A 22,413-nucleotide genomic window follows, 5' to 3' on the forward strand; every position below is an offset into this window, starting at 1 on the left:
CGAAGAGCGGCAGGAATTTATCGGAAAAACAGCACCTCTCCGCCGTCATTCCCGCGAAAGCGGGAATCTAGGTTCGTCCGGTTTCGGTTATTTCCGATAGATTCCTGCCGCGTTGGGGGTCTGGATTCCCGTCTGCGCGGGAATGACGGGACTTTAGGTTTCTGTTTTTGTTTTTCTGTTTTTGCGGGAATGACGGGGAAGTTGGCGGTTGTTTCTTATGGAGTGGTTTTTGTATTTGGATAAAAAATTTTTCGTTTTCAAGCCTTCACCGCTTGCCATCGGCGTTAAAATTTTTTACGATAAGCACATAGATTGTAAACAATCGGCCACAAGCCGGTTTGTTTTTTCAGAAGACATTATCCCTGTCAGACGCTGTTTCTATATATGTTTGCCTATAACGGCTTGTTTTTAATAAATAATTCAAGAGGTACCAACGTGTCTGATTCCAAAACGAAAGAACGCGCCACATTCGGCACGCGCCGCGCGTTTATGATTGCCGCCATCGGGTCCGCCGTCGGCTTGGGCAATATTTGGCGTTTCCCCTATATTGCTTTTGAAAACGGCGGCGGCGCATTCATCCTGCCCTATCTGGTAGCGCTTCTGACGGCGGGCATCCCGCTGCTGCTGCTCGATTATGCCATCGGCCACCGTTACCGGGGTTCTGCGCCCTTGGCTTTCCGCCGCCTCGGACGCTGGTTCGAGCCGGTCGGCTGGTGGAACGTGATGACCAATATCGTCATCTGCATCTATTACGCAGTGATTATCGGTTGGGCGGCAAGCTATACCTATTATTCGGTCAACGCCGCCTGGGGTGCGGATCCGCAGGGTTTTTTCTTTAAGGACTTCCTGCAAATGGCGGGCCCGGAAGCCTTGGGTTTGGATTTTGTCGGCAAAGTCGCCGGCCCTTTGGCGGGCGTGTGGGTTTTTACCGCCGCCATTATGGCTTTGGGCGTGCAAAAGGGCGTGGCGCGCGCCTCGTCGTTCTTTATGCCGCTGCTTTTGGTGATGTTTTTGATTATGGTCGGCATTTCGCTGACGCTGCCGGGTGCGGCAAAGGGCTTGGACGCATTGTTTACGCCCGACTGGTCGAAACTCGCCGATTCCAAGGTCTGGGTGGCGGCATACGGGCAGATTTTCTTTTCGCTTTCCATCTGCTTCGGCATTATGGTTACCTATTCTTCTTATTTGAAGAAAAAAACCGACTTGGGCGGAACGGGGCTGGTGGTCGGTTTTGCCAACAGCAGCTTCGAACTGCTCGCGGGCATCGGCGTGTTTGCCGCATTGGGCTTTATGGCGCAGGCGGGCGGCAAGGCGGTCAACGAGGTTGCCTCCGGCGGCATCGGTTTGGCGTTTATCGCCTTTCCGACCATTATCAACCAGGCGCCGATGGGCTGGCTGATCGGCATATTGTTTTTCGGTTCGCTGGTGTTCGCCGGCGTTACGTCGATGATTTCCATCCTTGAAGTGATTGTGGCGGCGATTCAGGACAAGCTGAACATCGGGCGCGTCAACGCCACGCTGCTGGTCTGCATTCCGATGGGCATTGTTTCCACGCTGCTGTTCGGTACGGCGACGGGGCTGCCTGTTTTGGACGTGATGGACAAATTCGTCAACACCTACGGCATTGTTGCCGCCGGCTTTGTTTATGTTGCCGCCATCATCATCGGCGGCAGGTTGCCGGAATTACGCAGGCACCTGAACGCCTTGTCCTCCATCCGCGTCGGCGGCTTGTGGACGGCCTGCGTCGTGTTTACCGTCGTGATGCTCGGCTATATGCTGTATCAGGACACCGCCGGATTGTTGGAAAAAAACTACGGCGATTATCCGGATGGTTTCCTCAATATTTTCGGCTGGGGGATGTCGGCGGCGTTAATCATGTTCGGGCTGCTGCTGTCGCTGCTGCCTTGGAAACACGGTCAGGATTTTAATGTCAAAGACGAACACGAACATGAACAAGGAGGAGAAAAATGAGTACTTCCGCCATTGTGATGATGGTTGCCGCCATCGCGGTGATTTGGGGCGGGCTGCTGCTTTCCCTGTTAAGGCTGCCGGAAGAGTAAGCCTTTAGAACGTTAAAAATGCCGTCTGAACCGCTTCAGACGGCATTTGTTTTACGGCTGCCATTCGCGTTCCACCTTGCCCGACGCATCCAAAGTTTGCGCTCGGACGATATGCCCGTCCCGGTACAGGATGCGCGTCCGCAATATGCCCTGTTCGGTATAGCCTTGCGCCACGCCGTTTTCAACCGGCGTGTGCGAATGCAGTTTGCCGTTTGGATGGTAAATATCGACAAAGCGGTCGAACACGCCGTTTTTGACGATGCTTTTCAAGACGCGCCCGTTTGAGGCGCGGGTGCTGAATGCGCCGTCCGGCGTGCCTGAAGGCGGCCGGCTGTATGGGTTGGCGGGTTGGATGGGCGCGCTTTTCGGCAGGGTGCGAAGCGGCGGCCGGTCAGAGGGAAGGGCGGTGCAGCCCGCCGAAAGTAGGGCGGCGGACGAAGCGGTAAGCAGGAGGATAATCGGAGCGTGCTTCATTTCAATTCCTTAGATATTGCACCCCATAAAAGGGGCGCGTAATTTTTTTCAACAATTCCCTTCGTCAGTCGGGCGAGACGGGGATTTGTTGCGTCGTCATTTGAAAACAGGCTGTGTTTGAATATTCCGCCAAGATGTCACTTTAAACGGACAATGCCGTCTGAAGGCTTCAGACGGCATTTTGATGTTCGGCTTATAGGCAGGCGAGTTCGTTTGCCATTTGCTGTTCCAAGGTTTCGCGCCGGCGGATGAGTTTGTATCCGCCGCCGTCAACCAACACCTCCGCCGCACGGTTGCGCGTGTTGTAATTGCTAGCCATACTGGCCCCGTATGCGCCCGCGCTGCGGATAAGCAGCAAATCGCCTTCTTCGCAGGCGATGGTGCGGTCTTTGCCGAGGAAGTCGCCGGTTTCACAAATCGGGCCGACGATGTTGGCGGTCAGAGGCTCAATGTTTTTGGTTTCAACCGCTTCGATGTGGTGGTAGGCATCGTATAGGGCTGGGCGCATCAAATCGTTCATCGCCGCATCGACCATCACAAAGTTTTTCTCTTCACCGTGTTTGACAAATTCGACGCGCGTCAGCAATGCACCTGCGTTGCCGACCAAGCTGCGGCCTGGCTCAAGAATGAGTTTCAGACGGCGTGTCCCCATCAGTTTTTGAACCGCTCGGGCATACGCACCCAAATCGGGGACGCCTTCGTCTTTGTAAACAATGCCGACGCCGCCGCCTAAGTCCAAATGTTCCAAAACAATGCCTTCGGCGGCAAGAGCGTCAACCAAAATCAAAATGCGTTCGCAGGCTTCGACCAGTGGGCTTAAGTCGGTCAGTTGCGAACCGATGTGGCAGTCGATGCCGATGATTTTCAAATTGGGCTGTTGTGCGGCATGGCGGTAGGCTTCGAGCGCGTCGGCGTAGGCGATGCCGAATTTGTTGGCTTTCAGACCTGTGGAGATGTAGGGATGGGTTTTTGCATCGACATCGGGATTGACGCGCAGGGAGACGGGCGCGGTTTTGCCCAAACGCGCGGCAATTTTCTGAATGCGGTCGATTTCGGGGATGCTTTCCATATTGAAGCATTTTACGCCGGCATTCAGCGCGAACTCGATTTCCGCCTCGCTTTTGCCTACGCCGGAAAAAATCGTTTTCGCCGCATCGCCGCCTGCCGCCAAAACGCGTGCCAATTCGCCGCCCGACACAATGTCAAAACCGCTGCCCAACGAGGCGAAGTGTTTGATGATGCTCAGATTGCCATTGGCTTTAACCGCATAGCAGACGAGCGGGTTCAAAGCGGCAAAGGCGGTTTGATAGTTTTCAAATGCTCCGGTCAGCGCGGATTGGCTGTACACATAAAGCGGCGTGCCGAATTCTTCGGCAAGGCGGGGGTAGGGGACTTGTTCGCAAAACAGGGTCATATTTTCGTTTTCATTTTTGGGTTGGTGGGGCGGATTGCGGTTTGCCTTGAAGCTGCAAACCGGTTTGGATCACGCCGAAACGCGCCGTATCGCCTTCTTTGGGCAGGTAGAGGCCGCCTTTGTAACCGCAGGCGGAAAGCAGGAGGGCGGTTGCCGCCGCAAAAAATACGCCGTATTTCATCGGTAAACTTCCTTCATAAGCGCGAATGTGGCAAGATTCGGCATCTTAAACAAAAAACACGCAAAAAGCTATGATGACCGAAAGCGAGTTTATCCGCGCGAGCGAAGCATTATTTGAACACATCGAAGACCAAATCGACGAAAACGGCTGGGATTTCGACTGCCGGTTTGCCGGAAACGTCCTGACCATCGAAGCCGGAGACGGCACGCAAATCATCGTCAACCGCCACACGCCCAACCAAGAATTGTGGATTGCCGCAAAAAGCGGCGGCTACCATTTCGCCGAACAAAACGGCAAATGGCTGGCAACGCGCGACAGCCGCGATTTTTACGACGTTTTAAACGAAGCCCTGAGCGCGGCTTCGGGCGAAGCGGTTGAGATTGCCGAATTGTGATTCAATTTTCGATATAAAAAGATTGTTACCCAATGGCACAATTACCTCTATATCGGACTGCCGAAATCGGAAATTTTACTGTCGGCACGCCTAAAGTTTTAGAATCATTTTCCAAACATATCCCTTATGGTGTTGTCTTTGAAGATGATGGCAACACGGGCTACTTCTATGCCGCTTCGCAAGAGGGGATTTTGGATGCCTTGCACATCTACAATGTCGAAGATGTATCCGACAAACATATCCCCAATCATGTCTTGATTTTATGGGATGGCGCCTGCACCATAGCCGCATTGTGTATCAACGACTACATCCATGCCGTCTATGATTTTGTCGAACAGGCAGGATATTGCCGCAACGGCTTCCCTGAAGCAGGCGGCGAATGGGTAAAAGTCGAAAACCGCGTCTTGGACGATGAATTGCTGGACAAAATCCTATCCCGAAAACCTACATAACCCGCACAAAAGGATACCCAAATGCCCCTGTTAGACAGTTTCAAAGTCGATCACACCCGTATGCACGCCCCTGCCGTACGCGTGGCGAAAACCATGACCACGCCCAAAGGCGACACCATTACTGTATTCGACCTGCGCTTTTGCATCCCCAATAAAGAAATCCTGCCCGAAAAAGGCATCCACACGCTGGAGCATTTGTTTGCCGGCTTTATGCGCGACCACTTGAACGGCGCCGGCGTGGAAATCATCGACATTTCCCCGATGGGCTGCCGCACCGGTTTTTATATGAGCCTTATCGGCACGCCTTCCGAACAGCAGGTTGCCGATGCGTGGTTGGCTTCGATGCAGGATGTTTTGAATGTCAAAGACCAAAGTAAAATCCCCGAGTTGAACGAATACCAATGCGGCACTTATCTGATGCACTCGCTCGCCGAAGCGCAACAAATCGCGCAAAACGTGTTGGCGCGCAAAGTGGCGGTTAACCGAAACGGCGATTTGGCTTTGGATGAAAGCCTGCTGAACGCTTAATCCGCCGCAAATGCTGTCTGAACAAGGGTTTCAGACGGCATTTGCCTTTTCCGTTATAATCCGGGGTTGTACGGGGGCGGGTTTTAAGCCGGCATCGTCCTTCCCTATTTTTTCTGTCCCTTATCGGTTTCAAGCGGGTTTTTTATGTCCAACAGACCTACACTCCTCCTCGTTGACGGCTCTTCCTATCTCTACCGCGCGTATCACGCGATGGGGCAAAACCTGACTGCGCCTGACGGTGCGCCGACGGGTGCGCTGTATGGCGTATTGAATATGTTGCGCCGTTTGCGGTCGGAATATCCGCACGATTATTGCGCGGTGGTTTTTGATGCGAAAGGCAAAAATTTCCGCCATCAAATGTTTGAAGAATACAAGGCGACGCGCCCGCCGATGCCGGACGATTTGCGCCCGCAGGCGGAAGCCCTGCCGGATTTGGTGCGCCTGACGGGCTGGCCGGTATTGGTGATTGGGCAAGTGGAGGCGGACGATGTGATCGGCACGCTGGCGAAACAGGGGGCGGAACATGGTTTGCGAGTCATTGTTTCGACGGGCGATAAGGATATGGCGCAGTTGGTGGATGAGCGCGTTACGCTGGTGAACACGATGAGCGGAGAAACGCTGGATATTGAAGGCGTGAAGGCAAAATTCGGCGTTCGCCCCGACCAAATCCGCGATTATCTCGCGCTGATCGGCGACAAGGTGGACAACGTACCGGGCGTGGAAAAATGCGGCCCGAAAACGGCGGTGAAATGGCTGGAAGCCTACGGTTCGTTGCAAGGCGTGATGGAACACGCTCCGGAAATCAAAGGCAAGGTCGGCGAAAACCTGCAAGCCGCGCTGCCCCAACTGCCGCTGTCGTATGATTTGGTCACGATTAAAACCGATGTGGACTTGCACACCGAGCTTTCAGACGGCATCGAAAGCCTGCGCCGTACCGCGCCGAAATGGGCGCAGCTTGCGGTTGATTTCAAACGCTGGGGCTTCCGTACTTGGCTGAAAGAAGCGGAATCAAACATGAATACCGGCTCGACCGATGATTTGTTCGGTAGCGACAGCATCGGCGAGCAGGCGGCTTTGAATGCGGAAATACCGTCTGAAAAACGAGCTGAAAAAGCCACCGCCCCTGAAAAACTGGATTATCAAGCCGTTACCACCGAAGCTCAGTTTGCCGCCTTGTTGGACAAACTAGCGAAGGCGGACACAATCGGCATTGATACGGAAACCACGTCATTAGATGCGATGAATGCCGAGCTGGTCGGCATCAGCATTGCGTTCCAAGCAGGCGAAGCGGTTTACATCCCCGTAGGCCACAGCCTGACTGCCGCGCCCGAACAGCTTGATTTGCAAGACGTATTAGGCCGTCTGAAGCCGCATTTGGAAAACCCCGCCCTGAAAAAAATCGGTCAAAACCTCAAATACGACCAACACGTTTTCGCCAACTACGGCATCGCGTTAAACAACATTGCCGGCGACGCGATGCTCGCTTCCTACATCATCGAGAGCCATCTCGGACACGGCTTGGACGAATTGTCCGGACGCTGGCTCGGTTTAGAAACCATTACCTACGAATCGCTGTGCGGCAAAGGCGCGAAGCAAATCAGTTTTGCCGATGTCGCCATCGGGCAGGCGACCGAATACGCCGCCCAAGATGCCGATTTCGCCCTGCGCCTCGAAGCGCGCCTGCGCGCGCAAATGGACGACAAACAACTTGAAATGTATGAAAAAATGGAGCTTCCCGTCGCGCAGGTATTGTTTGAAATGGAATGCAACGGCGTGCAAATCGACCGCGCCGAACTCGCCCGCCAAAGCGCGGAACTCGGCGCGGAGCTGATGAAGCTCGAACAGGAAGCCTACGCCGCTGCAGGTCAACCGTTTAACCTCAACTCGCCCAAACAGCTGCAAGAAATCCTGTTCGACAAAATGGGCATCCCGACAAAAGGGCTGAAAAAAACCGCCAAAGGCGGCATTTCCACCAACGAAGCCGTGCTCGAACAGCTCGCGCCCGACTACCCCCTGCCCAAAATCATCCTGCAAAACCGCAGCCTGGCGAAACTCAAATCCACCTACACCGACAAACTGCCCGAAATGATTTCGCCCCGGGATAACCGCGTGCATACCACCTATGCCCAAGCCGTCGCCATTACCGGCCGCCTCGCCAGCAACAACCCCAACCTGCAAAACATCCCCATTCGCACCGCCGAAGGCCGCCGCGTGCGCCGCGCCTTCACTGCACCGCCGGGCAGCGTCATCGTTTCCGCCGACTATTCCCAAATCGAGCTGCGCATTATGGCGCACCTCTCCGGTGACAAAACCCTCATTGCCGCATTTCAAAGCGGCGAAGACGTACACCGCCGCACCGCCGCCGAAGTGTTCGGCACTGCGCCCGAAAACGTCTCGCCCGAGCAACGCCGCTACGCCAAAACCATCAACTTCGGCTTAATCTACGGTATGGGGCAATACGGTTTGGCAAAATCATTGGGCATCGACAACCTTTCCGCCAAAAACTTTATCGACCGCTACTTCGCCCGTTATCCCGGCGTCGCCGAATACATGCAGCGCACCAAAGAACAAGCCGCCGCCCAAGGCTACGTCGAAACCCTGTTCGGCAGAAGGCTCTATTTGCCCGACATCCGCAACAAAAACGCCAACGCCCGCGCAGGAGCCGAGCGTGCCGCCATCAACGCCCCCATGCAAGGCACCGCTTCCGACCTCATCAAACGCGCCATGATAAACGTGCGAAACTGGCTTTCAGACGGCATCGGCAGCAAACTGGTCATGCAGGTGCATGACGAACTGGTGCTGGAAGTCGTTGAAACCGAACTGGATTTTGTCAAAGAAAAACTGCCGCAGATTATGGCGAAAGTGGACGGCGGATTATTGGATGTACCGCTGGTGGCTGAGGTTGGCGTAGGGGAGAATTGGGAAGAGGCACATTGAGAATGCACAAGTATTGAACTGTTACGTTTTGATTTATCAAAATTTAAGGAAGTAAAATACCCGATTCGAATGATTGGAAATCAATAGCAAGCCGTAGGTCGGATACTTGTATCCGACAAAAGCCTGCCATCTCAAATAGCAGTCGGATTCGAGAATCCGACCTGCCAAACCGGGCGCGGACGCTCCGGTCGGCAGTTAGCGCACAAATCGAACAGAACATCACAAAAAAGCCTGATTCGGATTTTCCAATCGGGCTTTTTTGCGCCCGTTTTGTCATCCCGTGAAATATCCGCATAACAAAAATAATGCAAAATCATGACAAAACCGGCGCGAGGTTACACAAACGGATGAAATCAACCGATATTCAAACACAGCCATTTTTAGCGCATTTTCAGCGTATCTTTATGCGGAAAATTTCGTGAACAGGTTTTTTGCACAGGCTTCCGCCGCGTTTCGCGGGATGGGAAACCGTATTAGAAAACGGACGCACGCAACATAAACCCCGAAAGTGATGATAAGATGATGATTTAACGTACTGCTTTAATTATTTAAGGAATTATCGTGTTTCCCGACAAATACAAGTTGAGTTTGGAAGAAAATATTTTTCTGGCAAAGAAAGTATTGGTTGCTCAAATTCACAACCTCAGCCGTTTTGAGAATTGTCAGACGACCTTGTTGCAGACCGAGCAAATTATCAATGGCAAAAATGTAGCCTCCGCGTCACTGGAAGACATCCAAACCATCTTGAACCTGAAACGTGCCTATCAATATGTGATTTCGCATATTTCAAACGGCGAACCGGTCAATATTTCACTCCTTAAAAGAATCAACAACATTGTTGCCAAGGACGATTCTTTGGTACCCGTGGATTTCCGTACCGGTTCGGTCGGCGTAACGCTATTGGACGGTTCCCGTCATGCCCCGAATCCGGTGAAGGAAATTGAAGTGGCCCGCGTGTTGCAAAATATCGGACTGCAAAGCGGTTCGACGACGGAAGCAGCCGTTCGTTTCATGCTCTATTGTATGCGGCAGCAGGTTTTTTGGGACGGCAACAAACGGACGGCAACCCTATTTGCCAACGGCCTGATGATGGCGGGGGGCTGCGGTATCCTGGAAATCTCCGAAATGCAGATGCCGCGATTCAATGAAAAACTATCCGCATTCTATCGCACCGGCGACGATACCGATATTTCCAAGTTTGTGTATCAAAATTGTATATCGGGCATAGACTATTTCGGCGCGGACGAAGATATATAGTGGATTAAATTTAAACCGGTACGGCGTTGCCTCGCCTTGCCGTACTATTTTTACTGTCTGCGGCTTCGCCGCCTTGTCCTGATTTAAATTTAATCCACTATAGATTTCCCCGACTCGCCGAACATGGGCTAAAAATCAATTTGACGGTTATCAGACGATGGAGTAGGCACAAGGTGGCAGAAAAAGGGGTTTGACAGTGCACGGCGGCATCGTCAAACCCCTTTCGGCATATCCGGCGGTTACCAGCGGTAGCCTAATTTGATGCCCGCGCTGTGCTGCGCTTCCAATTGCGGCCCCTTGGCGGCGGCAGCGTGGAGGGACAGCGTGAAACCTTTGATTTCGGCGTTTACGCCCCATTCCGCACTGCGGGTTTTGCCGAAATCCTGCGCCAATACGGCGGTATTGACGCGCGTTCGGACTTTGCCGGAAGCGGCATCGGTATAGGACAGGCTCAAATAAGGCGTGATGGAAATGTGTTGCGCCGGTTTGAATGAATAATCTGCCTTAATGCCCGCGCGGTAGCGGTTGAATGCAAGGCCCGGGGTGGCGATATTGACGTTTTCGTATCGGTAATCCGCTTTTTGGACGAAATAGCGCGTTGCGCCGATGTGCGGTTCGATGCCGAATCCGCCGAAACCTGCGCGGTATCTTGCCTGAATGCCGTAATGCAGCACGCGGCGGCGGATTTTGCCTCTGATGCCGTCTGAAAGGCTGCCGCTACTAAAACCCGCGCCCGCGCTGATGCCGATGTCGAACCTGCCGATGCCGTATTGCCCGAAAACGGCACCGTGGGCAAGCCGTGCCGAGTTGCCGATGCCGTCGTCGAAGGTGTTTTCGGTCCGGTTGTGCGAAAACAGGATGCCGACGCGCCCGCTGCCGAGGTTTTTCTGCATACCGATTTGGCGCAGGTCGGTTTGTTGGCGGTAGGCGCGGAAATCTTGCGAACGGTAGTGTTTGGTGTCCCGGATGCCGCTTGTCCAAACGGCGTTGCGGCGGTCTTCGGCAAACACGCGGTCCAATTCGTCCTGTACGGCGAAAACGCTGTTGAGCGTGGCGGAAAATTCACTCAAACCGCTATTGGCATAACGGCTGATCAGGTCGCGCTGCGGTTGGGGTTGCGGTTGGGGCTGCGGTTGCGGCAAATCCCGGCGGGCGCGGCGGGCGCGGGGGAAGGCGGTGGTAGCCGGCCGGGTTTCCGCTTCGCGCTGTTTCGCCAAGGCGGTGTCTTTATCCGCCTGCACCCGTTTTTTCTCTTCCTCCGCCTGCATAATGCCGGCATTTTCCCCGCCTGCCTGCCGGGCCGGTTCGGCAACGCTTTCTGCCTTTTCGGTGGCATCGCGCCCGGCCGCAATCAGCGCGTCAAGGCTTTGCGCGTTGTCTTTTTCCGCCTGTTGTTTGGCGGCAAGTTGTGCCTGTTTTGCCGTCAAGGCGGCCTCTGTTTCTCCCGCCTTGCCGAGTTTGTCGGAAAGCTCTTGTTCTTTGACCGGATTATGCAGGCGGAACTCGCCGTCTTTGCGGATAAGCTGATAACGCCATGCGCCGGCATCGACGTGTTCGTTTTGCAGGGTGAAATTAAGATTTTCGGACAGCGGTGTGTTGTCTTTTCCTTCCACTACCGTCAATTGCTCGAGACTTACGGGTTCGTTGCCGGTATTGTTGACAGCCAAGGTGTAAGTGCCTTCGGAACTTTCCGCCAGCTTCAATTTGCCGCTGCGGTAGCCGAAGAGTTCCGACATAAAGCGGAATGTTCCCTGACCGTTCAATTTGCCGTTTACCGTCAGCGTGTTGAAACGGGATTCTGCCGAAGTTGGCGGCGTAACGGATAATAGGGAACGGCGCGAACGGCGGCGCGGCGCATCTGCCGCACTGCCGGTTTGCGCGCCTGCCGCATCGTGTCGATAGGCGGAATTGAGTGTAATGGTGGCGTTGTCAAGGTTTAAATTGCCTAATTCCGTGCCCGACGGCAGCGTCCATTCGCTGTCTTTTAAGTGTAATGCCGTATCCTTGCCGCCGCTGATTTTTCCGGTAAAGCGGCTGTTTTCAAAATGGAATACTGCCTTATCGGCTAGGGAGACATTGCCGTTGAGTGCGGAATGGCTTACGTTTGCCTTAGCGTTGTCGGAAAGCGTCAGACTGCCGTTTTGTACGGCGTTGTTGCTTAGATTAAATGAAGCATTGTCCGAAGCCGATGTGTTGCCGTTTAATGTGGCTTGATTAAATGTTGCTTGGGCATTGCCCACGAGGCTAAGGTTGCCGTTTTGGGTGGCGTTGCGCGTAACCGTATAGTGCGTGTCTCCGCCTGCACTAAGATTGCCGTTGAGTGTGGCAAGTCCTGTGAGATTTAAATGAGCGTGATCGGCAAGGCTGACATTGCCTCTGATGTCGGTCTTGCTCAATGAAGCAATCACTTTATCGTCGGTAATGGTTTTTTCGGTACAACTTGTCAGACCCGTCCAGTCCGAACGTGTACAGATTGTGTGGCTTTGATGCGGTGCGACACCGAAAACTGCTTGGGCGTGATTGCTTAAATGCCAATCGCCTTCCACTTTGGCAACATTGCGGGAAACCACCGCTTGTCCGCCCTGAATATGGAAGTTTTCCGCTTTAAATGTGCGGTCGATCCAATCGTTGTCCCACACGATTTCTCCTTGTGGGATACCTTCCATTTTTGACCACCCGCTTCCTAAATGATTGTAGGCGTGCGGTGTCGGTCTGCCGCTGAAAAACAGTTTGCCGTTTGTTTGCGTGATATTGCCGTTTAAATTTGTTCCGCCGGAAAGCAGTAAAGTGCGATCCGCTTCTTCCGGTTGGTAATTCAGATTGAGCCGCCCGTTCGTTTTGGTTGCATCTTTCTCGCCAAACCAACCGTTGTAGGCAATTTCTTTTTTGCTATCCAAGTTGTTGTTATTGCCGGTTGTAGTAATATCTTTATTGCCTGTAATGGTAACGGTGGATTCTTTGTCTTGATTGTGGTTGACAATCATCGCCCCTTCATCGGTATTTTGAATGCGGTGGAACGAAAGCGAATGCCCGTTCAAATCCAAACGTCCGCCGCGAAAGCCGAAATAGAGTTTGTCGGGGTTGAACTGATTATCGGCATTCAGTTGCACCGTCCCCCTGCCGCTGACCAAGCCGATTTCACTAAAGGCTTGTTTTTTGCCTTGATCGTCCGCCTGCTGATCTAAGATGACTTTACCGTCGCCCACGCTGACCGAGCCTTGGTTTTCCCCTTTGGCTTGAACCAGCAGCGTGCCTTTGCCGATTTTGGACAGGCGGTCGTTTGCCACGCCGTTTACTTTCCAAGTAACGGTACTGCCATCACTGATATGAACGCCCGCGCCTTGCCACGTTTCGTTGTTTTTAGGCGAGACCGTAAAATTACCCTCAAAATACAAACCGCCCGCGCCTTGGTTGATGTTGCTGGTAAGTATCAATTCACCTTTTCCTTTGTCAATAAAGGAAATATTTTCTCCATTATTCAGTCTGGGTCGATAACTGTTGACCCCACCTGCAGCATGATAAACAGGTTCTCTTGCTGTCTCGGATAAAGAAACATTAAACAATTGAACGGTTCGTGTTTTTAATCTATAAGGTAGAGAATAGTGTTTATGTTTGGCATCGATTTTTCCTGCGCCATTATTATTGTCGTTAAAAAAGTATTTCCCATTTTGATGTGGTTCGTAGAATACTGAATGGGTATCTCCAGCAAAGATTTCATCATAGAACCAATCTTTACGAACTAGCTGGAAGCCATTGCTTTTTCCTATATAGGGGTTGCCTGTTTGCAATACCCCATTAATTAACCACTTTTGCTTTTGGGCATCATAGATAAACATTGGTGAGCCACTGTCGCCAAATGAGCCTCCTGTTGGTAAAAAACCATATGGGCTATGTTTAATTTTTTCGCTACCTAAGTTGACTGTGCCACCACCTGATCCATTTTGTGCAAAGGTATTGCCACCGACGAGCCAAGAATATGCGCTTGCAATATGATATGAACTTTCGCGGTTATTGGGTTCGTCTTCATCAGACCGCCAATATTGTCTGCCTGCTCCGATTCGAACACGATCAGGGTATTTATTTAAATCAGCGTATTTCCACCCATCCATATAACTGGTCATCTCAACAGGTTCTGCATCTGTGACAAATTTGTGCAAACGCGGCATATGATAATCGCCGCCATAAGGATGGCCGTTAGTCCCTGCTTTATAATTATTTCTTTTCACAATTTGGTAAGAAAAGCGGTGCTGATCGGGATTGCTTCCCTCCGCACCAAAATCAACATTGTTATAGCCGCCGTTATGTGCCACGCTCACAATATATTGATCGCCCGCCAATGCCGCCACGCCGTTACGCGATACCACAGAAAAATCAATCATCGGGGCTTTCGTCATCGATTTGCCGACCAACTCCCCTTTTTTGTTGTAAACCTCAATATCTTTCGCCCCGACTGCAAACTTGCCTTTATTTTCGGCAAAGTCGCGATAGTATTGGTAGTTGATGCCGAAATAAGTGTGTCCCGCCCGGGCTTGGGGCAGAATGCCGAACGACAGGCATATGGCTAAGTAAGCGGGCGAGAAGCGGATGCGGCCGGTTTTAGGGGCTTTGCGGTGTGTTTCGGTTGTCCGTTTGTCGGTTGTTTTCATTATTTTTCCTTATCTGACGGTTGGGAGGGCGCGGCTTCCGCTTCCGGGCGGCGCGCGGGATGTGGCTATATGTGCGGTTCGGCGTATTTTGCCGCTTCTGTTCGGAGATGGTGCAGGGAAGGGCGGGAAGGAAAAAAAGGGGATTTTTATCAACTCGCCGGAGCAATCGATGGGTTGCACATAAAGGCATCATTTTGAATACGAAATCATATCACACTTTACTTTATCCCCGTTCCTTTTCGGTCGGAACCCCGCCGTTTTCGGCGGTAAAAACCGACCGGAGGCGGAATGCGGGGCAGGGTTTTGTGCCGTGCGGTGTCGGAATATCGTTTTACACAAGCCGGCAATGCCATCTGAAAGCCGAACCGTCGGACTTCAGACGGCATTTGCTATAATCGCGGCTGTTTTGAATTTTCGGGGGTTTTATGTCGGATAACGTTCCAACGATTGCGGCAGTCGCGACCGCGCCCGGACGCGGCGGCGTGGGCGTGATACGCATATCGGGGAAAAACCTGTTGCCGATGGCGCAGGCTTTGTGTGGGAAAACGCCCGAGCCGCGCGTGGCAACCTATGCTGATTTTACGGACGCGGACGGACAGGCAATCGATAGCGGGCTGCTACTGTTTTTTGCCGCGCCGGCAAGTTTTACGGGCGAAGATGTCATCGAGCTTCAGGGACACGGCGGGCCGGTAGTGATGGAGATGCTGCTGAACCGCTGTTTGGAACTGGGCGCGCGCCTTGCCGAGCCGGGCGAGTTTACCAAACGTGCGTTTTTAAACGACAAACTGGACTTGGCACAGGCGGAAGGCGTGGCGGATTTGATTGACGCATCCGGCCGTTCGGCGGCGCGTCTGGCGTTGCGCTCGCTCAAGGGCGATTTTTCGCGGCGGATACACGGTTTGGTCGAAGGCTTGATTACCTTGCGGATGCTGGTCGAAGCGGCGCTGGATTTTCCCGAGGAAGACATCGATTTTCTCGAAGCGGCGGACGCACGCGGCAAACTGGACGGCTTGCGCCGCGCCGTGGATGATGTGCTTGCCAACGCGCAGCAGGGCGCGATTTTACGCGAAGGTCTGAATGTCGTATTGGTCGGTGCGCCGAATGTCGGCAAGTCCAGCCTGTTGAACGCGCTGGCGGGCGACGAAGTGGCGATTGTTACCGATATTGCCGGAACGACGCGCGACGCGGTCAGGGAACGTATCCTGATTGACGGCGTGCCGGTGCATATTGTCGATACGGCAGGTTTGCGCGAGACGGACGACGTGGTCGAACGCATCGGCATCGAACGCAGCCGCAAAGCCGTATCCGAAGCCGATGTCGCGCTGGTGTTGGTCGATCCGCGCGAGGGTTTGAATGAAAAGACGCGGATGATTTTGGATACGTTGCCGTCGGATTTGAAACGCATTGAAATCCACAGCAAATCCGATTTGCACGCACACGCGGCAGGCGGGTTCGGTACGGGCGCGGAAACCGTCATCGCGCTGTCGGCGAAAACCGGCGACGGCTTGGACGCGCTGAAACGGACGCTGTTGTGCGAGGCCGGTTGGCAGGGCGAAAGCGAAGGGCTGTTTTTGGCGCGGACGCGGCACGTCAACGCACTCAAGGCGGCGCAGGAAGAATTGTCGCTGGCCGCTTTGTGCGGCAACCATCAAATCGAGCTGTTTGCCGAACACTTGCGGCTGGCTCAGGTCGCGTGCGGCGAAATTACGGGGGAATTTACGGCGGACGACCTGCTCGGCGTGATTTTTTCGAGGTTTTGCATCGGAAAATAAGCGGGCCGGAGGCATTGTGGCGGTGTCCGGCTGAACATTCCGTTATCCCATAAAAACGGGAATCCGATCCGTTCGGTTTTGGTTTTTTGAATTTCGGGCAACGCTTAAATCTTCATTCCGCGCAGGCGGAAATTATCGGCGCGGTACGGCAACTTTTTTCAATACTGAAAGCCCCGTCATTCCTGTAAAAACAAAAAAATCAAAAACAGAAAACTGAAATATCGTCATTCCCGCGCAGGCGGGAATCCAGCCCCGTCGGCACGGAAACTTATCGGGAAAACGGTTTCTTTAGATTTTACGTTCCGGATTCCCGCTTTCGCGGGAATGACGGGATTAAAGTTTCAAAATTTATTCTAAATAACTGAAACTCAACGAACTGGATTCCCGCTTTTGCGGGAATGACGAATTTTAGGTTTCTGTTTTTGGTTTTCTGTCCTTGTGGGAATGATGAAATTTTAAGTTTTAGGAATTTATCGGAAAAAACAGAAACCGCTCCGCCGTCATTCCCGCGCAGGCGGGAATCCAGCCCCGTCGGTACGGAAACTTATCGGATAAAACGGTTTCTTTAGATTTTACGTTCCGGATTCCCGCTTTCGCGGGAATGATGGGATTAAAGTTTCAAAATTTATTTTAAATAACTGAAACTCAACGAACTGGATTCCCACTTTCGTGGGAATGACGAATTTTAGGTTGCTGTTGTTTCGGATAAGTTCCTGTGGCTTTGCGTTTCTAGATTCCCACTTCCCTGGGAATGACGGAGAGTTGCGGGAATGACGGAGAGTTGCGGGATTGGGCTTGGTACAAGCCTGAAAGGGGGCGGCGGTGCGACCGTAAAAAATGCCGTCTGAAACCCAAATCATCGGGTTTCAGACGGCATTGGCACATCAGGAGCTTAGAACTTCGCTTCGATGGTGAAATTGTAGCTCCTGCCCGGCGAGGTAAAGCGTTGGATGCCGGCGTGGGTTTTGTTGTTGACGCGGTTGACCGTGCCGAACTCGCGGACGCTGCGTAAAGATTCCCAAGTGTAGTACTGCTTGTTGGTAATGTTGTACGCGGCGGCGCGGAGCGTAACCTGTTTGCCGATGTTGAGGTAGGCGGAAAGGTCGAACAGCGTATAGGCCTTGCTGTGTTTGGCATAAGGCCACGGTTTGTTCAAGTCGTCGTTGCTGTGGACGGTGTCGGACGGCTTTTTGGCGGCGGTGCGCGCGGCGTAGGCGTTGACGCCCCAGCGTTTGGAAGGCGCGTCATAGCCCAGGCTGTAAACCGCCGTCCACGGCGAAAGCGCGTTGATGGGCGTTTCTTTGCCGTTGTTTTGCGTTGCCTTGCCCTTGATGTAGCTGACGTTGAGGCCGGTGTGCAGCCCTTTGGGCAGCCCGATGCTGTCGAGGTTCCAAGTGCCGTTAAACTCTATGCCTTCCACCCAGGCGGCGGTGCGGTTTTGGTTTTGCCAAACGGGCGAGCTGACCAATGCCGTGCCGTCTGAAAGCGGGGCGTATCTGGGGTTGTTTTTATCGTCTGACGAAACGCCCATATACGTCAATTCGATAAAGTCGCGGTATTTGGTTTTGAAGCCCGAAAGCTTGAAGCTGCCAGCTTTGCCGCTGCCCGCCAGGCCCAATTCCCAGTTTTTGGCTTTTTCCGCTTTCAGTTCGGGATTGGTTTTCAGGTAGAAATCGGGGTGTGGGAACAGCAGCCAGGTTTCGTCCGAAGTCGGTGCGCGGAAGCCGGTGCTGTATTTTGCCAACAAGTGCAGATGCTTGGTAAACCGCCAGTCGAACCCTGTGCCGTAGCTGAAGCCCGCGTGCGCGCGTTCCGAACCCAAATGGGGAATCTGCCCCCGGATGGCGGTGGTGTATTTCGGATCGTCTTTCGCGCTGCTGCTGTTTTTGTCGTAGCGTATGCCCGCATTCAGGCGGAAGCGGTCGTTGCCGCCCAAGTGAAACACATTGTTCCAATAGGCAAATTTATATTTCGACCGGTTTTCGATCAGCATCGTGATTTTGGCTTGGTTGGAAGCGAGGATTTTGGGGTCGTACAGTTTTGCGAAATAACTGTAATCCGAGTTGGCATTGTCCCCTCTGCCGCCGCCTAAGCCGTATTGCGCCGCCCAAACGGCTTTGGAAAAGTCGAGTTGTTTTTCAAAATCGGCAGTCCATTGCGCGGTGTTTTGGCGGATATGCCGGAACGAATGGTAAACCTCGCCGTTGATGCCGTTTGTATCGTAATTTTTCGGGATGTCCCAAGTCCAAGTGTTCATATCGATGCGCTGCTTGTCGTAGCGCAGCTTGAGGCTGTCCCACGGGCCGTGTTCCAATTCGTTTTTGTATTCGACGCCGGTGCGGCGGCGGTAGCTCACGTCTTGGCGGTGGCGGTAGTCGCCCGTTGCGGCAGACGTGGTCGTACCCGTCCACAAATTAGACAGCTCGTTGGTAAAACGGTCGGTGCGCGAGTCTTCAAAAATCCAGCCGATGCGGTTGCGGTCGTTGAAATTGTAGCCCAGCTTGAACAGGGTGCTTTTGTTTACCCATTCTTGCGGGTCGGGTTGGGAGCGAGCAACCCCTGTGGCTTTGTAGGTAAGGTATCTGCTGGGCGAGGGGTTGGCCGGGTCAAAGACATATCCGTCGTTTTTAATTTCGACATCGCCCTCGGTCGAGCGGTTTTTGGTTTCTTTGCCGAAGCGGCGGGTATAAACCAATAAGGCATCCAAACCAAAGAGCCTGCCGGCGGCGGTAATGCTGCTGAATTTTTGGCTGTTTTTGCCGACGCTGCCGCCCTTTATCCCCAAATGGTAGGGCTTGTCTTCGGAAACATAGTCGCTTGCGGATTTGGTTTGGTAATTGACTGCGCCGCCCAATGCGCCGCTGCCGGATTTGAGCGAGTCCGCGCCTTTGGTGATGGTTACTTCGGAAAAGTTTTCCGGCTCGGAAGTGTTGCGGTTGGCGTTGAAGTTGCCGTACGCGCCGAACAATTCTTGGAAGGCTTCGGAAGAGCGGCTTTCCGCCTGCGCCAGCCCGTCAACGTTGATGGCGACGCGGTCTTTGTCCACGCCGCGTATGGTAAAGCCGTTAGAACCCGCCCTGCCGCCTTCGACGACGGAAATGCCGGGGTCGTAGCGCACCAGGTCGTGTTCGTCGTTGGTCAAGAGCTTGTCTAAGGTTTTGCGGCGGATTTTTTCTTCGCCGAGTTTTTGGGTTTTGTGCGTGCCGGTAACGGTGATTTCGTTCAGCGTTTGGGCGGACTGCGGCGCGGGGTCTGCCGCAAAGGCGGGAAACGCTTGGGCGATGGCGGCGGCAGCCAATACGGGTTTGAAGGGAATGGGCATAAGAAACCTTTGCAGGGATGAGGTGGTTTATTGTTTAGTAAGGTGGTTGGTATCTTGACTGGTGTCATCAAGTTTTTTTTCATAACTCACACCGCCGAATACGGTATCGAGGGAGCGGTCGCCGTCAAAGGTGATTTTGCCGCCTATGCTGACTTCGCTGCTGCGGGTGCTGGCGAACTTGCCAAAAAACTTGCCTTCCAATTTGCCGCTTTTCCCGCCGGACGTGGCATCGCCGGAAAAGGTCGGACCGGTAATCGTTGCGTTTTGAATATCCACATCCGGCCCGTAATCGCTGTTGCCGAGGATTTTGCCTGCCAGTGTGTTGCTGTTGAAATTGGCGGTGATAAAGGAAAGGACGGGGGTATTGGCAAGTGTCCCATAATAAGAACCGCTTTTCGGCGGCGTATAAGAGGAAGTAACAAATTGCCCGTTTCTGACGCGGATGCCCCAAACCTGATAAGTGATTTTACCCTTTGACAATGCGGTTTCGGGCGTGCTGCTGCCGTAGGAGAACGCAGGAGGCGGCGTTTTGCCGACGGGGAAGCCGCCGGCGAAGAGGTCGATTTCGCCGTTGGGACCTATCCACGCCCCGAATTTCATATAATCTTGTTTGGTAATTTCCGCATACGAAGTAGCCCCGGAGTCGCTGCAGCAGATAAAGATGCGGCTGCCGTCGGCGAGCCGCTGCCCTGCGTGGCGGTCGGGAATTTTGAAATCGGGGGAGGAGTAGCTGACGGTTATGGGGTCGGCGTAGGATGAAAGGGCGTATTGCGCGCCGCCGGGTGTTTTGAAGATGAATGATGTTTCTTTTGATTTATAGCCGAAATAGTCTTTTTCTACTTCCCGCTGCCGAATGGAAATGCCGGATGTGTTTTGCGGGGCGGCATCGAGCGAGCGTCTGCTGCGGCTCGGCGCGTCGGATGCGCTTCCGGCGCCGGCGGTGTTGATGTTTTCGATATTGCCGTTATCGCTTGATAACGTTACCTCGCCGGCGGGCAGCGGCGTGGCGGTGGGGATGGACACGGGGACGTGCGGTTCGGCTACCCCCCCCCCGGCACAGGCGGCAAGGGCGGCGGCAAGCGGCAGTAAGGGCAGGGCTTTGTATTTCATCGCATACTCAATCTTGATGATGTATTAATAATAGTTTTGATTATCAATTTAAATGTTATATGATGTCAACTGTTTTATGGGGCGGCGCGGAAATCGGACGTGCCTGCGTTTGCCTGCCGCGTTTCTACCTTTGTTTTTTATAGCGGATTAACAAAAACCGGTACGGCGTTGCCTCGCCTTGCCGTACTATCTGTACTGTCTGCGGCTTCGTCGCCTTGTCCTGATTTTTGTTAATCCACTATATGATGCGCCGCGTCCGCCGCGCGTGGGGCTTGCGGCGTTTCTGCCGCCGCCGTCCGGCGGTGTTTTTTAAGGAAGGCAAATTGAAGGATAGTGTGTATCGGGTATGCCGGCTGTGTGCCGCGCTGTGTGTTTGGGGTGCGGTCGGCGCGTATGCCGCCGGCTTGCCCGACGTTCGGGACGATGCGGCGGCGTTGCGCGCCCAGCGTGCGGCTGCGGAGGGTTGGGCGGGAATGCCGCCGGAAGGGGATTCTGCCGCAAACGGCGGTTCGCGCGTAATCGACGGGGATTTCCTGCTGTCGCGCCCGCAGTTGTTGGAACACGTTTTGCGCGACGCGCTCAACGGCAATCAGGCGGATTTGATCGCTTCGTTGGCGGATTTGTATGCCAAGCTGCCGGATTATGATGCGGTGTTGTACGGCAGGGCGCGGGCTTTGCTGGCGAAATTGGCGGGAAGGCCGGCGGAGGCGGTGGCGCGCTATCGGGCGTTGCACAGGGATAATGCGGCAGACGAGCGGGTTTTGCTGGATTTGGCGGCGGCGGAGTTTGACGATTTCCGGCTGAAGTCGGCAGGGCTGCATTTTGCGGAGGCGGCAAAATTGGATTTGCCGGCGCCGGTTTTGGAAAATGTGGGGCGTTTCCGGAAAAAAACGGAGGGGCTGACGGGCTGGCATTTTTCGGGCGGCATCAGCCCTTCTGTGAACAAAAACGCCAACAATGCCGCGCCGCAATACTGCCTGCAGGGCGGCGGCAGCCGGATATGCAGCGTTACCGGACCTGTCCGTGCGGCAGGGTTGGATTATGAGGCCGGGGCGGAAAAGCTGACTGCGCTGGCGGACAACCATTATCTGCTGTTCCGCGCCAATGTCGGGGGCACAAGCTATTATTTCAGCCGCAAATCGGCTTATGACGATGCTTTCGGCAGGGCTTATTTGGGCTGGCAGTATAAAAATGCGCGGCAGACGGTGGGGGTTTTGCCGTTTTATCAGGCGCAATTGTCGGGTAGCGACGGCTTTGATGCGAAAACGAAACCGCCTGCCGACCGCCGGCTTGCGCCGTATATGCTGGCGCACGGGGCGGGTGTGCAGTTGGCGCATTCTTACCGCCTGAGCCGCCGGTCGCAGCTTTCGGTGTCGCTGGAACGTTACCGCCAACGCTACCGCGAACAAGGCCGGGCGGAACGCAACGACGGTTGGCAGGACGGGCTTTATGTGTCGCTGGCAAGGCGGTTGGGCGGCTCGGCAACCGTGTTCGGCGGCTGGCAGTTTGCGCGGTTTGTGCCGAAACGCGAAACGGTGGGCGGCGCGGTCAACAATGCCGCCTACCGCCGCAACGCCGTCCATATCGGTTGGGCGCAGGAGTGGGGCGGGACGGGCGGTTTGAACAGCCGGATTGCCGCGTCTTACGCCCACCGCAACTACAAAGGCATTGCGGCATTTTCGACGGAGGCGCAGCGTAACCGCGAATGGAATGTCTCGCTGGCTTTGAGCCACGACAAGTTGTCGTACAAAGGCATCGTGCCGACGTTGAACTACCGCTTCGGTAAGACGGAAAGCAATGTGCCGTATGCAAAACGCCGCAACAGCGAGGTGTTTGTGTCGGCGGATTGGCGGTTTTGAATGGTGG

The 22,413-nt window shown here is 53.9% G+C and carries 15 protein-coding genes and 1 pseudogene; 9 read left to right on the forward strand and 7 right to left on the reverse strand.

Annotated features, from left to right (window positions below; all coding sequences use genetic code 11):
* Positions 1-435: 435 nt before the first annotated feature.
* Positions 436-1,971: a sodium-dependent transporter gene (locus HT085_RS10990; protein WP_010359695.1), complete on the forward strand. Its 1,536-nt coding sequence runs from the start codon at positions 436-438 to the stop codon at positions 1,969-1,971.
* The gene (locus tag HT085_RS10995) at positions 1,968-2,060 is read left to right on the forward strand and encodes a methionine/alanine import family NSS transporter small subunit (protein ID WP_010356218.1); all 93 of its coding nucleotides are present in this window, start codon (positions 1,968-1,970) and stop codon (positions 2,058-2,060) included. Before HT085_RS10990 ends, HT085_RS10995 begins: the two co-directional genes overlap by 4 nt.
* A gap of 51 nt (positions 2,061-2,111) precedes the next feature.
* On the opposite strand, the gene HT085_RS11000 is transcribed toward HT085_RS10995, so the two are convergent.
* The 3 genes from HT085_RS11000 to lptM all read right to left on the reverse strand — a co-directional run bounded on the left by HT085_RS11000 (position 2,112) and on the right by lptM (position 4,129).
* A complete protein-coding gene (locus HT085_RS11000; RefSeq protein ID WP_003687065.1) occupies positions 2,112-2,534 on the reverse strand; it encodes a toxin-antitoxin system YwqK family antitoxin in 423 nt (140 codons plus the stop codon).
* Between the two features lie 193 nt (positions 2,535-2,727).
* Positions 2,728-3,948, reverse strand: a complete 1,221-nt coding sequence (gene lysA / locus HT085_RS11005) for a diaminopimelate decarboxylase (protein ID WP_003690402.1) — start codon at positions 3,946-3,948, stop codon at positions 2,728-2,730.
* A gap of 10 nt (positions 3,949-3,958) precedes the next feature.
* Positions 3,959-4,129: an LPS translocon maturation chaperone LptM gene (gene lptM / locus HT085_RS11010; RefSeq protein WP_003687071.1), complete on the reverse strand. Its 171-nt coding sequence runs from the start codon at positions 4,127-4,129 to the stop codon at positions 3,959-3,961.
* A 70-nt stretch (positions 4,130-4,199) separates the two neighbouring features.
* Between lptM and cyaY the strand changes: the two genes are divergently transcribed.
* The 5 genes from cyaY to HT085_RS11035 all read left to right on the forward strand — a co-directional run bounded on the left by cyaY (position 4,200) and on the right by HT085_RS11035 (position 9,697).
* Entirely contained in the window at positions 4,200-4,523 is a 324-nt protein-coding gene (gene cyaY, locus HT085_RS11015) for an iron donor protein CyaY (protein ID WP_002226758.1), read from the forward strand.
* Positions 4,524-4,555: 32 nt separating this feature from the next.
* On the forward strand, positions 4,556-4,975 hold the full coding sequence (locus tag HT085_RS11020) for a DUF2251 domain-containing protein (RefSeq protein WP_003687072.1): 420 nt from the start codon (positions 4,556-4,558) through the stop codon (positions 4,973-4,975).
* Between the two features lie 21 nt (positions 4,976-4,996).
* On the forward strand, positions 4,997-5,503 hold the full coding sequence (gene luxS / locus HT085_RS11025) for an S-ribosylhomocysteine lyase (RefSeq protein ID WP_003687075.1): 507 nt from the start codon (positions 4,997-4,999) through the stop codon (positions 5,501-5,503).
* A gap of 144 nt (positions 5,504-5,647) precedes the next feature.
* Positions 5,648-8,440: a DNA polymerase I gene (gene polA / locus HT085_RS11030; RefSeq protein WP_003687077.1), complete on the forward strand. Its 2,793-nt coding sequence runs from the start codon at positions 5,648-5,650 to the stop codon at positions 8,438-8,440.
* Between the two features lie 561 nt (positions 8,441-9,001).
* A complete protein-coding gene (locus tag HT085_RS11035; protein ID WP_003690406.1) occupies positions 9,002-9,697 on the forward strand; it encodes a Fic family protein in 696 nt (231 codons plus the stop codon).
* Here the strand turns inward: HT085_RS11035 and HT085_RS11040 are convergent.
* Together HT085_RS11040 and app are read right to left on the reverse strand one after the other, a co-directional pair.
* Positions 9,689-9,799, reverse strand: a pseudogene (locus tag HT085_RS11040) (IS5/IS1182 family transposase); the annotation flags it as partial. The gene HT085_RS11035 and the pseudogene HT085_RS11040 sit on opposite strands and share 9 nt — an antisense overlap.
* Positions 9,800-9,936: 137 nt before the next feature.
* Positions 9,937-14,343 (reverse strand): adhesion and penetration autotransporter App, encoded by a 4,407-nt coding sequence (app, locus tag HT085_RS11045; protein WP_003690407.1) that lies wholly within the window; start codon positions 14,341-14,343, stop codon positions 9,937-9,939.
* Between the two features lie 425 nt (positions 14,344-14,768).
* Here app and mnmE point away from each other — a divergent pair, with 425 nt between their 5' ends.
* Positions 14,769-16,115, forward strand: a complete 1,347-nt coding sequence (gene mnmE / locus HT085_RS11050; RefSeq protein ID WP_003687082.1) for a tRNA uridine-5-carboxymethylaminomethyl(34) synthesis GTPase MnmE — start codon at positions 14,769-14,771, stop codon at positions 16,113-16,115.
* Between the two features lie 892 nt (positions 16,116-17,007).
* On the opposite strand, the gene hupB is transcribed toward mnmE, so the two are convergent.
* Both hupB and hupA read right to left on the reverse strand, forming a co-directional pair.
* Entirely contained in the window at positions 17,008-19,437 is a 2,430-nt protein-coding gene (gene hupB / locus HT085_RS11055) for a haemoglobin-haptoglobin-utilization protein HupB (protein ID WP_003690410.1), read from the reverse strand.
* A 27-nt stretch (positions 19,438-19,464) separates the two neighbouring features.
* A complete protein-coding gene (gene hupA, locus HT085_RS11060; RefSeq protein ID WP_003700809.1) occupies positions 19,465-20,547 on the reverse strand; it encodes a haemoglobin-haptoglobin-utilization protein HupA in 1,083 nt (360 codons plus the stop codon).
* A gap of 242 nt (positions 20,548-20,789) precedes the next feature.
* On the opposite strand from hupA, the gene HT085_RS11065 reads away from it, so the two are divergent.
* Complete coding sequence (locus HT085_RS11065; RefSeq protein ID WP_012504106.1) at positions 20,790-22,406, forward strand: surface lipoprotein assembly modifier; 1,617 nt, start codon at positions 20,790-20,792, stop codon at positions 22,404-22,406.
* Positions 22,407-22,413: the final 7 nt, after the last annotated feature.

This window comes from Neisseria gonorrhoeae (assembly GCF_013030075.1).
Lineage (GTDB): Bacteria > Pseudomonadota > Gammaproteobacteria > Burkholderiales > Neisseriaceae > Neisseria > Neisseria gonorrhoeae.